A 13,412-nucleotide genomic window follows, 5' to 3' on the forward strand; every position below is an offset into this window, starting at 1 on the left:
GCAAAGGAAAGGGTGTTATTATGGGCCTGTTAGAACAAATAGAAGAACGTGGAAAAGAGATTTCTACTGATTCTTACTCCATGTCTGTCGGTGAATTGCTGACGATGTACAAGGATGGGGATTTAGTCCTACGCCCGGAATTTCAGCGTTTTTTTCGCTGGTCTCCAGAACAAAAATCGCGTCTCGTAGAATCGTTGCTGTTGGGGATCCCCATACCATCAATTTTTGTTTCACAGCGAAATGATGGAAAATGGGAAGTGATTGACGGTCTCCAACGACTGTCCACTTTATTTGAACTAGCGGGAGAATTACGCAATCCGGACGGGGAAAAAAGACCGCCTTTGGTACTGACGAAAACAAAATTCCTGACAGACCTCAAGGATCTGCAGTGGGAAAGCGAAGACAAGTCAAAACTGTTTCCAGAGGAAGCCAAACGCCGTATCAAGCGTTCAAGAATCGATGTGAGCATTGTCCTAAGCACTAGTGATCTATCGGCAAAGTATGAGCTATTTCAGCGATTAAACACGGGGGGTTCCCTGGCGACAGATCAAGAAGTGAGAAATGCCATTCTCGTCATGATCAATCGAGATTTTTTCACTTGGGTTTCAGAATTGGCAAATCGCGATTATTTTCGAAAGTGTATTCCATTAACGGATCGCGCGCTGGAAGAACAATTCGATCTCGAGCTTGTCACTCGATTCATCGTTCTCTCATTAGTGGAAAACAGCAAGCTCCGGGAGATTGAAGAACTCGGCGTTTTCTTGACCGAAAAAATCGTCGAAATGGCAGAAGACACCACCTTTGATAAAGAAAAAGTCACACGGGCGTTTCACCGAACCTTTGAAGCCTTGTCCCGTATTTTAGGGGAGCAGAGCTTTAAGAAATATGATGAAGCAAAACAGCATGCCATGGGTGCTATGTTAATCTCCATTTTTGAGGTGCTCGCAATCGGAATCGGCACATATGCAGGGGATCCGACTTATGTCATACCCTATGAAAAGATCCGAGAGCTTCACCGACGTCTGGCAAAAGAAATCCGGTTTACATCGTCTGGCTCTGGAATTAGCGCTACGAGAAGAATCCCCAACACCGTCGGGCTGGGGCGTGAATTTTTTGCGCCATGAAAATTCGCAGCCAAACAGAACTCCAGGATTTCCTAGACCAGTCTCTCTCAAAAAGAAAGCGAGAATTGACTACGCTGCGCTTCATATTACTGCAGTGCAAACGCAATCATGAAAAAGAGACACTTCTCCGAGCTACGCTTCCGATGTTGTATGCCCATTGGGAAGGTTTTATCAAGGAATCATCCCTCGCCTACCTTGATTATGTTTTGCGTCAAAGAGCGACTTTAGAAAATCTAAAACATAATTTCATAGCGCTTACGTTACGCGGGAAAATCATTTCCGCGGGGTTATCAAAAAAGAATCAAGTTCACACGGAGCTAATTGACTTGATCCTCAACCACTCTGAACAAGTTGTTTCATACGATCCAAATGAGGTTATCGACACACAATCAAATCTTTCATCCAATGTGCTGCGAGACATCATGCATACGGTCGGCATCGACTTTGACAGTGCTTGGAAAAAGAAAGCTCCGCTTATCGATCACCAGTTACTAAAGAGCCGAAACGAAATTGCTCATGGCGAACTGGTTTCGGTAGATATAACACTTTTTGAGCAGTTACATAGGTTTGTGCTTGAAAGTCTGGAACAGTACAAGACAGAAATTGAAAACGCCGCTGCGTTAGAGAAGTATAGAAGTACGGTTTGACTGTTTTGATTGTTCCTTTAACGCCACAAAAAGAGAAGAACGGAGATCTCCCCCGCTCTTCCCGTCCTATTCCGATAGAATCTACTTGGACAACACCGGCGTGTGGGAGCGTCCCCACAGCCGGTTCCACCAGCCTTTGACGCCGCGCTTGCTCTGCTCCATTTGCATTTTCTGGCGCCACTTGATGATCATCTCCGTTGAGCGGTCCACAGAACGACGGACACCGTCGACAGAGGACTTCACATCGTCCAGGCGTCGTTCCAACGTCTGAGCGCCGCTCTGCTGGGCGCTGATCATTTGGCCCACCGTTTCGCTCACGTCCACCATCAGCTTCTTCACCTCGCCCATGGTGGACTGGTTGTCCACCGACAACTTGTGTACAAAGGCCTGGCGCATCTCCGCGTCAGACTGGCTGGCGGCCACCTCCTGGAGCGTGGAACGCATGTCGTCAAAGACCGTGTCCACATTATGCTGCCAAGCGTCTAGGCCGGAGCGGAACTCATCCAGTCCCGCATTCATCCCCTGGCGAATGCGCTCCATCGATGTCCGCAATTCACCATTCACACTCTGCTGCAGGTTGACCACCCGTCCCTCGACCTTGCTCAAGTGCTGGTGAAAGCCTTTCTTCAGACCGAAGACATCGGACTGAACCTCTACAATCTGCTGAAGCATCTGTTCCAGCCGATCTTCGACGCGCCCATCAGCGCGTTGTCCCTCCCGAGGGAGCGTGCGCAACAACTGGATCAGTTCCTGCGTGGATTCCTTAAACTCCTTCCAATCCGCCTCCAAGGCCATCGCCTCCAGCGGAGTCAACCTCGACGAACCGGCTTTCTGGGATGCTCGATCGGTGTCGGGGTTAGCCCCTTCTCCCGTCAGAGCCCCCTCCGGCTTGACCATCAATGATGCAGATACAACTGCAACAGCCGGCGCCGTGGCAGTCGTCGTCGCAGCCGCCGTCACAGCGGATTCGCCCACAAGGGCCGGCTGCGCCCCCTCGAGCCCGAGCAGGCTGGACTGCACACCCCGGCGCCGCGCGAATTCCCGCAACGCCTCCAGGGGAATCAGGTACTTAAACCCTCCAGGGACTTTCTGCTGCCTGGCGGCCAGATCGCCGCGATGGATCGCATCCCGCAGGGTGTACCGTTGCAATCCCGTTACTTTGGCGGCTTGAACAACCGTCAACTCATCGGGCAACTTCATGTTTCCTGCTCCCTCCTTCTTAACCACCTATTCGACGGCTATCTTCCATATCCTTCCATTCTATCCTGTTTATATCAAAAAAATTCTTTCTTGGCAATGTTTAAAAAAGAAAGAGCAGGTTCTTTTCGCCTGCTCTTCTTCCCTAATCGATCATTCGATTTTTTCCCTTAAATAAAGATTCTCCCCCTATGATGGATCGCGATCCAAAGCCCCTTCGTTCACAGCAATCAGCCAAAAACTCGCCTTCTAGCAGGCGCCCTCATAAGCCGTGATGATCTTATCCAGCACTGCCTCCCGGTCATCGGGATTGTGGACAAAGTCCAGAGCGCCCACGTCGATCGTCAAAAGTTGGCCGCCTTGGTAACCGCGGTAGTTGTTCTCATAAAAAAGATTCAACATGGCCCAGTATTCCCGTTCCACCGTCAACTCATCGGACCGACCGCGCCGTTGAATGCGGCGAATCGCCTCGTCGGTGTCCGCCTTCAAGTACACCATCAGTCGAGGCGGGGTCAACCCCTCCAGCATGCTGTTCAACAGGTTTTCGTAAACGCTGTACTCCTCCACCGTCAGGTACCCCTGCTCACGATACATGCGGGCGAAAATCGCGTCGGAATAAATGGATCGATCCATAATTGCCCGGTTCGTGCGCGACGCCTCCCGGTATTGTTTGAACCGATTCGTCAAAAAATTGATCTGCATCGGAAAGGCCCAGCGCTCCCGGTTATGAAAAAACTTGTGAAGCAGTTGGTTCTCATCCTCAAACATCTCACTGAACGCAACCAGCTTCAGTCTTTCCGACAGAATATCTACCAAACTGGATTTGCCGACGCCGGTTACGCCGTCGATCACCAGTTGCAACTTGCTTCTGCCATACACCGCACTCCTTCGTCAAAATACTCCAAATAGGTTCGTTATGTTCGTTAAAGGCCGCCGCTCCATTCACAGATTCGCGAAGGGGCAACCGTTTCCCTTCTGGCACAGTGGATGATTCCGCCATCTCTCCGCCCTTTCCTACTCATTTATCAGACCGGATTGCTACAAAGGCTACACCTTCAATTAGACAATCGACGATCGCCTATGCTATACTGAAAAAAGTCTAAGCAAACTCCTGCTTTTGATTTTTATGGTAATTGATAAATCTATCCCTGCATAAACATATTTGGTAAAGCAATCGGAAAGGAGGCTTTCCTCCCTTGGCCTTTGCACTTCCGCCCTCGCCGGCGCAACTCATCCAGGCCCTCTTCAGCGGCCTGTTATTAGGCGTCACCTTGGCCCTGCCGCTCGGTCCGATCGCCGTTGAAGTGCTGCGCAATTCCATGCGATATGGCTTTTGGATGGGTCTCGCGGTCGGAACAGGCGCCATCATCGCCGACGGCTTTTACCTCCTCATCGTCCAGTTCGGCCTTGTCCCCCTGTTGGAACAGCCGGTCATCCGCACCGTCTTCGGTTTGGTCAGCACGGTCATCTTGCTGCTTCTCGGTTACTCCCTGTTCCGTCCCGGCAAGCAGATGGCTCGCGCGACGGCCGGTTCAGTCGATACCGTGTCGGAATCGGCGCCTTCGGGAAAAAGCAGCCCTTTTCCCCTGAAAGCGCTCTTCTCTGGAGAGTCGACGAGCCGCTCCAAAAAGCAAGCCCTCCTGAATGGGATGATCCTCACCGGTTTGAACCCCTTCACCCTCACCCTCTGGATCGGCGTCGGCACAACAGCGGTGGCCAGTTGGAACTCGACTTCGCCACTCCTTGGAATTATTTTTATATTCGGCATCCTTTTTGGCCAAGAGATCTGGTTTGCGGCGATTTCCCGGCTGGCCCGGACCCGCTTTTTTCAGTGGCAGATGCACATCCTCCCGAAAATACAAAAAGCCTTCGGCCTCCTGATGATCGGCCTGGCCCTCGTCACCCTGTACTGGACTGTGATCGGTTGATTCATGAAAACGGAAGACCCCCGCTGCGCGGCGATTCACCGCGCGCGGGGGTCTTTTCGCTCTGTTACTTGCCCAATTGGCGTTTCAGCGCCGCCAGTTCGTCATCGACTACAGAACCTTTGTTCAAGGACGCCAGCTCATCGTCCAGGCTCGCATTCGGTCCCCGGGAGAGTTCCTTGCTCGCCTCAGCCCTGGCTTCCATCGATGCGACCTTGTCCTCCATGCGTTCAAAGCCGCGACGGGCCGACTGGCTGTCAAAACCGCCCATCAGGTTGTGCACCTGCTCGGTCGCCTTGGCGGCATTGGCCCGGGCGACAAGGGTATCGCGGCGGGCTTTCAGCTTATCGAACTCACCGCGCATGTCGGACAGTTGTTGCTTCAGTTTTTGTGAAGTCGCCGAATGGGTTTCAAACTGGGTCTTGTATTCGTTCATGCGGGTTTCATGGTTTTTCTTGTCTTCCAACGCTCGCCGGGCCAAATCATCGCGACCGGCGTTGATCGCCTTCACCGCATCATCCTGGCGCTTTTGCACCATCGCTTCGGCTTCACGGTATTGGGTCTCAAACTTCTTGGTCACAGCGATCTGCTGGGCCACCGCTTCCGAGGCGTCCTGAATATCCTCTTCCATATCCCGGAGGTACTGGTCAAGCATCTTTACGGGATCTTCCGCTTTGTCAAGCAGGGAGTTGATATTCGCAAGAGTGAGGTCTTTCAGCCGTTTGAACAGGCTCATCAGGTAAATCCTCCTTAGTCATGTACGATTGTTCATCCGGCAGCGTCGCTGCCGGTATGTGGCGGCCTAGCCGGCGACGATCGACACCTCAAAGGCGTCGATCCAACGCCCGTCATAATGGAAAAAGCGACCCTCCTGCCACTCGATCCGGTAGATCTCGCGCTCATCCGTCTCAAACTGCCAGTACATGACCTGGCCGGTTCGGATCGGTGTCACAGCGGAGGCGTCGACAATCCCTTCCCCGTTATAGTCGAGAAAATAATGCTTCCCGTCAAGGATATATTCTGTCTTTACCTCATTCATGTTGTCGGTACGACCGGGGAAGGGGGTAATGACGACCGCCTTGTCCGGCACTGAACGGTCCAACAAAAGCCCCTGCCGCTGGCGTCCCGATTTCAGCCAGTACATCACCCAGCCAGGCAGACTGTGATAGATCACTCTTCCTTCGATCACCCAGTCTTCCAGGTCAAGAGAGACGATATCGTTTACATCGAGGTCGAACAGCGTGCGCTCTCGAACAACCGGCTCACCGGCATGGGTCTCCGAGTCAAAGATCCGACGCATGCGATCAAAAAGGCTCACGGCCTCACCTCCTCTACCATCTTCTCATAAAAGCCGGCTTATGAAAACACTCTATGAGCAGGATGTCCCAACTTGTTCCACCTGCTTGAGCCGATTATACTAAAAACGTCGCCATTTTACATGAAAGGATGAGTTCCCATGCAAAAAATGTGGAAAACCGGTGTCGCCGCGTTGGCGCTGATGGCCCTCGTGACGTCCGCCGGCTGCAGCAGTTCACAAGAACAGAAACAGGGGCAGGAACCGCCGAAGCCGGCCGGTTCAACAGCGCCCAGTGGCGCCAACGCGTCCACGGCGGAACGCAACAAAAAGTACCAAGCGCCGCCAGCGATGCAGATCGATCCGAAAAAGCAGTACAGGGCGACCGTCCAGACCAATCGGGGCGCCTTCACGATCGAATTGCTGGCCGCCGACGCGCCGAAGACCGTCAACAACTTTGTCTTTCTGGCCCGGGACGGCTACTTTGACGGCATCCGGTTCCACCGGATCGTCAAAGACTTTATGATCCAGACGGGAGATCCCCTCGGAAACGGAACCGGCGGCCCTGGTTACACCTTCGCCGACGAACTGCCGCCCAAGCTTTCCTACGGGCCGGGCGTCGTCGCCATGGCCAATGCCGGCCCCAATACGAACGGCAGCCAGTTCTTTGTCTGCAACGGCGAGAAGGCGAAAAATCTCAACCAGATGCCGAATTACACCGTCTTCGGCAAGGTCATCGACGGCATGGATACGGTGCTCAAGATCTCCGACACACCGGTGACAGCCAGTTTCGGCGGCGAGAAAAGCAAGCCAGTCGAGGAGATCGTCATGGAAAAAGTATCCATCGAAGAGAAGTAGCTTACTCCAGGATAAACCGTTCCGCCCTCATCCGGGAGGCGTCCGCCAAATCGGACAGTTGCGCAGCCGTCTGCGCCACCTGTTCCGATGAGGCGGCGACCTCCTGGGCGATAGCGGTGACCGACTGCGAATGGGACGAGGCAGCGTGAGCTTGTTGCGAAAGGGCATTGATCGCTCGCGCTGCCTCATCGGCGTCTTTGGACTGGGTTCGCGCCTCATCGATCACCTGTTCCAGCCGTCCCAACTGATCCTGCAGCAGTTGCGCCATGGCTGTGATCCGCTCCAGGTTGCTCCGGGCATGGCTTTCTTCCTGTCCGGCCATGGTCATCCCCGTCGCCATCACCGCCACGGTGGCCTGCACATCCTGACGGACATCATCAAGCATCCGCTGGATCTCTTCTGCCGATTTTCGCGATTCCTCCGCCAGTTTCCGGATCTCTCCAGCGACGACGGCGAAGCCCCGCCCCTGTTCCCCGGCCCGGGAGGCTTCAATGGCGGCATTCAACGCCAGCAGATTGGTCTGCTCCGCTATCCCTGTGATCGCTTGGCTGATCACCTCGATGCTGTGACTTTTCTCCTCCAAACTGCGCACGGTTTTCGTCCCGTCCGACATGGCGCCCGCGAGCTCTTGGGCATGATCCAATGCAACCTGGACATCATCGACGACACTCCGGGAAAGTTCGGCGATCCGCTTTCCTTCTGCTTCCGCCGCGCCGCCTTCTGTGGCAATTGAATCGGCCAATTGGGCCAAGCTGTCGATCCGCCGGGCAATCTCCACCACCCCGGATGAACGAGAGCTGACACCGGCGGCAAGCTGCTCATTCGTCCGCGCCAGTTCTTCGGCAGCCTGAGCCGTCTGCCGGCAGGAGGAATCCAGTTGGGATGTCTCCCGGTTCAACTGTTCGGCCGATTGAAGCATATCACCGATGAGCGATCGCAGTTTGCCCACCATCTGCTCAAAGGCCTCGGCCAAATCGCGAATTTCAAGCTCGAACTTTTCTTTGCCGTTGACGGCGACGTTCAACTCACCCTCTGCCATGCGCGAAGCCTGTTCCCCCAGATGCCGCAACGGGTGAATGATTCGCCGCGACAGCACAGTCGCCATAGACAAGGCCAACAGAACCGTCACCGCCGCCATCCCGGCGATGAGAATGAGGAGCCGCTGCACCTCGGCAAAGGCCACCTGGCTCTCTTCACGGATAAGGATGGTCCAACCGCTCAATTCAGATTGGTTGATCGTTGCCAAATACTCAATGCCGTTCTCATGGTAACGAAAGTCGCCTGTCTTCGCCGGCAGTTCCACGACCTGATCCTTTGTCATTATTTCTGGATCCGGATGATAGAGCAGCTTCCCATTGCCGCCAGCGATAATCACCTTGTTCTCCGCATGGGGGTCAACCTGTTTCAACCCAGCCAGGTAATGTTGAACCACCTTGTCCAAGCGCACATACCCAGCTAGAACGCCGACGGTTCTGCCCTCCTGCCGGATCGGAACAGACAGCCCCATGATGGCGCCGCCCGTCGACTTGCTGACAACCGGCGTTCCGATGACCGCGTCTTTGCCGCCAAGGATCCCCTGAAAATAATCGCGATCGGCCACATTGACTCGCTGGGCTTCATTGGAGCGAACCGTTTGCATCCCCGCGGCGTCGATCACAACAAGGGCGTCCATGTCGGAAAACACTTTGCTGTTTTCGACCAAAACTGCCTTCTGTCGCGCCGGATCCATCCCAGTGAGATCGGGCTGTTTGGCCAGCGCATTCAGCAGGTTTATTCGCTCCCGGATCCGGTCATCCAGGCTGTTGACCACATCGGTAGCCCAAAAGTTCTGTTCCCGGCGTATCTGATCCTCAATGGATGATCGGGCTTTAACGAAAGCGCCTGTTCCCAACAACAAGGAAGGCAGCAACGCAAAAAGCACAAAAAATGCCATCAGTTTCGTTGTTAATCGCACTGTGAATCCCCCTCCAGACCCCAAATCAGACTAACCTCTTTATATTTTAACAAATTCCTGCACATCAAAAAACTAGGATGTCGAATTTTGCCAATAAAAAAACCGTGATCGCTCACGGTTTAATGAGGGGGGTGTTTACTTTTGTTGAGCTGGCCACTGGCATTTGCATTCGGGACATTGCCAGGCCACGGTCTGATCACCATTGTAGTTCAAGATCCCAATCGTCCGGTAGCAGGTGTAGGTTCTCTTGAGGCTTTTTTTTGCGCGCGATTCCGTTTTGGCCAGCAGACTGGCGCCACATTCGGGGCAGACCGTCAGCATCTTGCCCATGGAATTCATCTCCTCCGGATTCTTTTGGTGCTTTTTATTTCGACAAGTTTTGTGAAATACGTTCCGCAAATGGCGGTCATTGACTGCAACATTATCTATTCATAACCTTAACATATCTAAAACAGCATCTGCAATACAGTTGTTTATTTACAGAAAACTTAGTTTTTCTTACTATAATTGACTTTTCGGAATTAACAGATTATTTGGAAAAAAAACTATCCAAACGAGAAGGAGATCCCGCCCGGTCTGCGGTGATAAAAAGTCCCGCCAAAGGACATCCCGCCCTTTTGGCCTGCATATATGGTGAACAAAGGGGGCCTGCCCATGCAATCCGTCAACCATGGCAAAGCATGCGATTTGGCATGCCAACAGGCATTCCAGGAAATCGTAGCGGCCTTTGCGTCGGAAGAAAAGAGCCTGGCGAACCTGATCGAGGCGGAAGCAGAACGGGTGATGCATTCGATCAAAAACCCGCAGGTCAGCCTCGATCAGTTCATCGAACTCAACCAAAGCATCGGCAATATCTTATCAACGCTCATCAAAAGAGAAGTGTTGATGCAGTTAAAACTCGATCTGTTGCTACGCCTGTATGCAGACAGGTTCAACACCGAGGCCGAGAACCCCGTTCCCAACGAGCCGGCGGAAGGAACCGCCGCCATCCCTCCAAGCCAGGTGATCTCCACCGTGCCTCCGGAAAAGAAATCACCCTATGCGTCTTTCCCATCCGCCGCCTTTCCGTCTGCAATCTTTGATCAAAGAGCCGATGTGTCACCGCCGATCGTTGTGCGTTTTTTAATCGGGAAAAAGAAGGTTCGCCTGGCAAAGCAAAGGCCATGTCCTCTTTCCGATAAAGAAAAGTAGCATACGGGCAAGATTTTTTCACCTTTAGGCGAAAGGAGAAGGGCCATGGGCAAGCATACATGGCAACGGCTGATCGATTCCCAACAAGGCCTCTGGGAATCCCTCGTCCGCCTGGAAAGCGCCCTCGAGCAGCTGCCTACCGGTGTCCACTCCCCGGGAATACAGGCGGAATGCCGCCATCTCCGCTTCCTTCTCGATATCCGTCATGAAAAGATCGTCGCCATTCTTTTCCCCTCCCGCCAACCATAACAGCGAACCATTACTTCCTCCCGCCGTATGCTGTTAGTAAGCAGTGTGATATGGGAGGTATTATCGTTCATGGTTGCTGACCAACCGCCCAAGGGAGGCGAATGCCCCACCGAGAGCACCGGCACCCCCCCCCTCCGCAATCCTCCGCAAGCGCTACGAAACGTCAAGGACAAGGAAACGACCATTCGTCTGCTGCAACAGAACCGGATCGCCTGCCCCGAGATCATCGAACCGACACCGGACACGCTTTTTCCCATCCTGGGACGCGCCTACGGCCATCACCAGGGAGAGGATATCCGGGTTATCGAGGATTATGAGTCCAGCCGGGAACAACCCAGTGATTATTACATGCAATGGGTGAATGTCAACGAGGAATACAGGATTGTCGTCATCGGCTTGGAAGTGGTGGATGCCTTCAAGGTCCTTCCAAAACGCATCCTCAGCATGGAATATCCTGTCCGCACACCGGCGTACGGTTGGTCCTATGAACACATGACCGCTTCTGACGAGATGAACACCCTGGCTGTCCGTTCTACCTATGCCCTGGGGTTATGTTGGGGACAGGTCGATCTGGCCCTGAATCATGAAGGTAAGCTCCTCGTCCTCGATGTCAACGCCGGTAAAACCCTCCCTGACGACTGGATCGCCCGTTACCCCGCAGCGGTGCAGCGCCTGGCCTTTGATCAACTGCCATCGCCGCTGCCCACCGACTTCACCCTGGGCTGCGATGTCGAATTCATGCTCCGGCAGACACCGGCGATGCGCTTGCTGCCGGCATCCTTTTTCTGGCCCATGGAAGGTCCCATCGGCTGCGACGACCGCAGTCTGGAGAACGCCAACAAGATTTTCCCCCTGGCAGAGATCCGCCCCGAGCCGTCGACCGATCCCGATGCGATCATCACTTCGATCGAACGAATCATGCGGACGGCCAACCAGGCCTGCCCTTACCGGAATGTTCAATGGCTGGCCGGAAGCATGCCTTTTGCCGGCTATCAGGTAGGGGGACATATTCATTTCGGCATCACCCCAACCTTGGAGATGATCCGCGTTCTCGACAACTACCTCTGCCTTCCCCTTCTTTTTGTGGAACATCGCCAGCGAGGCCGTCGTCGGCACCGGACAAGACACGGCCAGTTAGGCGCCTTCCGCATCGCCCCGCACGGATTTCAGTACCTGTCGGCGCCCAGCTGGATCATCGATCCTGCCACCGCCCGAGCAGTCCTCCACTGGGCGAAAATCATCGTGAAAAACTACCGGCTCTGTCCCTCCCGCCCCCTAGCATCGCCTCTTCTGCAGGAGGCTTTTTACAAAGCGAAGACGGATCTGCTCCATGACGAAGTCAAGGGGATCCTCGATGAGATCGCTCGCCTTGATGATTTCGCTGACCGCAAGGATGTGTTGCTCCCTCTTTTCCAACAGATCCTTGCCCATACCCCCTGGGACGACAGTTCGGACCTGCGCACTGCTTGGGGGATCGCCATTCCAGACAAGTTTTACACCACACCAGCGTTAGCCTTTTTAAGCGGCCCCCTTCGCACCTGGCTGGGCGTCAGCAGAGGCGAGGCGCTGTCCATCCGCGCAGGCGCCGCTGTGGCGCAAGCCCAAGTGGAGCCGGCCGCAGACCCGGAAAGCGCCTTTGTGCAGCTTTCGCCTGAAACGGCGCAACTGTTGCAACTTCCCGCTCTGGAAAATCAAAACTATAGTCTGCTCCGCGATGGCGTTCACGCCATCCGTATCGGCCCTTTTCTCGGCATCCTCGGTCCCCGGGCCCAACATGGCGAACTGTTCTTCGGCCGCCAAACGAAGATCTACCGCCGAATCATCCGCATGGCCCGGAGCAAAGGGATCTGCGCCTTTGTGTTCAACGTGGACAGCATCGTCCCGGGAAAGCGCACGGTCCGCGGTTATGTATCGACGGGCAGCGAGAACGAACAGTGGATCCCCCATGATTTTCCCATGCCGGACGTGATTTACGACCGCATGTTCGCCGATGAATACGCCGAGGTGTACCGGGCCAACGCGATGCGGGAGCGCTTGCAATACCACTATAAGATCCCCTTCATCAACCCGCCGTCCCTGTTTAAGATCAGCGGAGATAAGATGCTCAGCCATAATGTATTGCAACGTCATCCCGAGATCGCCCCTCATCTTCCCGATACCCAACCCCTGCTGGACGCCGGCCAGGTCTTGGAGATGGTCTTCCGTCACGGCGTCATCTTCATCAAACCGGCTTCCGGTTACAGGGGTCGGGGCGTCATCAAACTGCAATACGAACCGGACAACAAGATCATCGCCCGAGGGCGGCAATTGGAAGAACGGACAGCCTGGAAAGAGGTCCTCAATCCCACCGAGAAGGAGTTGGGCGCTTTTCTCAGGGAGATCCCTCACAGCAACAAGGCCATCATTCAACAAGGCATCTTGCCCCTCCTGTACCGGGATCGGCCGGTGGAAACGCGTTTTTACTTTGTCAAAAACAGCCGTGGCCTGTGGCTGCGCTCAGGCCTCGTCGCCCGCGTCGCCCCAGACAACGTCTATCCGATGAACGCCAATGTGGAATGGGACCTCCTGGCCAGCCGCGTCCTCAAAGAAGCCATGGGCGCGGAGCGGCGCGAAGTCTACAAGGAGCGGGCCGACGCTCTCTGCAGGAAGGTGCTCGCCACGTTGGAGAAGGAAGTTGGTCCCTGCGGAGAATTGGCCATCGACATCATCCCCAACCGCGCCGATTTCCCCTATATTGTCGAAGTAAACGCGAAGCCGGACTCATTGTTGCATATGACAAAGGCCTTCCGGCGGCGGAACCTCAGCATCCTGCGGATGCTGGGATATGCCAAGCGGCTGGCGGGGTTTGGTGAAGAGTAAGGCGGGAAGGTTCCACTGTCGCATAAATAGTAAAAGATCGCTCCCCAACCTATCTAGAATGTGATAGTGCTTGGAGAGCGATCTTTTCTATCGGAAGCCTTCTTTTGCGTCACA

Annotated in this window: 13 protein-coding genes; 8 read left to right on the plus strand and 5 right to left on the minus strand. The window is 54.3% G+C overall.

Annotated features, from left to right (window positions below; genetic code table 11):
* The first annotated feature begins 20 nt into the window (after positions 1–20).
* Positions 21–1,124 (plus strand): DUF262 domain-containing protein, encoded by a 1,104-nt coding sequence (locus GTO89_RS05490; protein ID WP_235920263.1) that lies wholly within the window; start codon positions 21–23, stop codon positions 1,122–1,124.
* The gene (locus GTO89_RS05495; protein WP_204758179.1) at positions 1,121–1,771 is read left to right on the plus strand and encodes an MAE_28990/MAE_18760 family HEPN-like nuclease; all 651 of its coding nucleotides are present in this window, start codon (positions 1,121–1,123) and stop codon (positions 1,769–1,771) included. Before GTO89_RS05490 ends, GTO89_RS05495 begins: the two co-directional genes overlap by 4 nt.
* A gap of 81 nt (positions 1,772–1,852) precedes the next feature.
* Here GTO89_RS05495 and GTO89_RS05500 read toward each other — a convergent pair whose 3' ends face one another.
* Positions 1,853–2,971, minus strand: coding sequence for a helix-turn-helix domain-containing protein (locus tag GTO89_RS05500; RefSeq protein ID WP_161261073.1), 1,119 nt, complete (start codon positions 2,969–2,971; stop codon positions 1,853–1,855).
* 246 nt (positions 2,972–3,217) lie between these two features.
* Entirely contained in the window at positions 3,218–3,847 is a 630-nt protein-coding gene (locus GTO89_RS05505) for a deoxynucleoside kinase (protein ID WP_328793869.1), read from the minus strand.
* 317 nt (positions 3,848–4,164) lie between these two features.
* Here GTO89_RS05505 and GTO89_RS05510 point away from each other — a divergent pair, with 317 nt between their 5' ends.
* Positions 4,165–4,896: a LysE family translocator gene (locus GTO89_RS05510; protein WP_161261074.1), complete on the plus strand. Its 732-nt coding sequence runs from the start codon at positions 4,165–4,167 to the stop codon at positions 4,894–4,896.
* A gap of 64 nt (positions 4,897–4,960) precedes the next feature.
* Here the strand turns inward: GTO89_RS05510 and GTO89_RS05515 are convergent, their stop codons facing one another.
* Both GTO89_RS05515 and GTO89_RS05520 read right to left on the minus strand, forming a co-directional pair.
* Positions 4,961–5,629: a PspA/IM30 family protein gene (locus GTO89_RS05515; RefSeq protein WP_161261075.1), complete on the minus strand. Its 669-nt coding sequence runs from the start codon at positions 5,627–5,629 to the stop codon at positions 4,961–4,963.
* Between the two features lie 66 nt (positions 5,630–5,695).
* Entirely contained in the window at positions 5,696–6,211 is a 516-nt protein-coding gene (locus GTO89_RS05520) for a DUF4178 domain-containing protein (protein WP_204758177.1), read from the minus strand.
* A 138-nt stretch (positions 6,212–6,349) separates the two neighbouring features.
* Between GTO89_RS05520 and GTO89_RS05525 the strand changes: the two genes are divergently transcribed.
* Positions 6,350–7,045 (plus strand): peptidylprolyl isomerase, encoded by a 696-nt coding sequence (locus tag GTO89_RS05525; RefSeq protein WP_161261076.1) that lies wholly within the window; start codon positions 6,350–6,352, stop codon positions 7,043–7,045.
* Position 7,046: 1 nt separating this feature from the next.
* Here the strand turns inward: GTO89_RS05525 and GTO89_RS05530 are convergent, their stop codons facing one another.
* Positions 7,047–8,999 (minus strand): methyl-accepting chemotaxis protein, encoded by a 1,953-nt coding sequence (locus tag GTO89_RS05530; RefSeq protein ID WP_161261077.1) that lies wholly within the window; start codon positions 8,997–8,999, stop codon positions 7,047–7,049.
* A gap of 144 nt (positions 9,000–9,143) precedes the next feature.
* On the opposite strand from GTO89_RS05530, the gene GTO89_RS05535 reads away from it, so the two are divergent.
* From GTO89_RS05535 to GTO89_RS05550, 4 genes are all read left to right on the plus strand, one after another.
* Positions 9,144–9,434 (plus strand): hypothetical protein, encoded by a 291-nt coding sequence (locus GTO89_RS05535; protein ID WP_161261078.1) that lies wholly within the window; start codon positions 9,144–9,146, stop codon positions 9,432–9,434.
* 219 nt (positions 9,435–9,653) lie between these two features.
* Positions 9,654–10,190, plus strand: a complete 537-nt coding sequence (locus GTO89_RS05540) for a hypothetical protein (RefSeq protein WP_161261079.1) — start codon at positions 9,654–9,656, stop codon at positions 10,188–10,190.
* Between the two features lie 45 nt (positions 10,191–10,235).
* Positions 10,236–10,439 carry a hypothetical protein gene (locus GTO89_RS05545; protein ID WP_161261080.1) on the plus strand — a complete coding sequence of 68 codons (204 nt, stop codon included), beginning with the start codon at positions 10,236–10,238 and terminating at the stop codon, positions 10,437–10,439.
* Positions 10,440–10,508: 69 nt separating this feature from the next.
* A complete protein-coding gene (locus tag GTO89_RS05550) occupies positions 10,509–13,298 on the plus strand; it encodes a putative amidoligase domain-containing protein (protein ID WP_161261081.1) in 2,790 nt (929 codons plus the stop codon).
* The last annotated feature ends 114 nt before the right edge of the window (positions 13,299–13,412 follow it).

It is taken from the genome of Heliomicrobium gestii, assembly GCF_009877435.1.
GTDB lineage: Bacteria > Bacillota > Desulfitobacteriia > Heliobacteriales > Heliobacteriaceae > Heliomicrobium > Heliomicrobium gestii.

What these genes read in the sequence shown, in the direction of transcription:
- GTO89_RS05490 (WP_235920263.1), top strand. Translation starts at nt 21, where the DNA reads ATGGGCCTGTTAGAACAAATAGAAGAACGTGGAAAAGAGATTTCTACT.
- GTO89_RS05495 (WP_204758179.1), top strand. Translation starts at nt 1,121, where the DNA reads ATGAAAATTCGCAGCCAAACAGAACTCCAGGATTTCCTAGACCAGTCT.
- GTO89_RS05500 (WP_161261073.1), bottom strand. Translation starts at nt 2,971, where the DNA reads ATGAAGTTGCCCGATGAGTTGACGGTTGTTCAAGCCGCCAAAGTAACG.
- GTO89_RS05515 (WP_161261075.1), bottom strand. Translation starts at nt 5,629, where the DNA reads ATGAGCCTGTTCAAACGGCTGAAAGACCTCACTCTTGCGAATATCAAC.
- GTO89_RS05525 (WP_161261076.1), top strand. Translation starts at nt 6,350, where the DNA reads ATGCAAAAAATGTGGAAAACCGGTGTCGCCGCGTTGGCGCTGATGGCC.
- GTO89_RS05540 (WP_161261079.1), top strand. Translation starts at nt 9,654, where the DNA reads ATGCAATCCGTCAACCATGGCAAAGCATGCGATTTGGCATGCCAACAG.
- GTO89_RS05545 (WP_161261080.1), top strand. Translation starts at nt 10,236, where the DNA reads ATGGGCAAGCATACATGGCAACGGCTGATCGATTCCCAACAAGGCCTC.
- GTO89_RS05550 (WP_161261081.1), top strand. Translation starts at nt 10,509, where the DNA reads ATGGTTGCTGACCAACCGCCCAAGGGAGGCGAATGCCCCACCGAGAGC.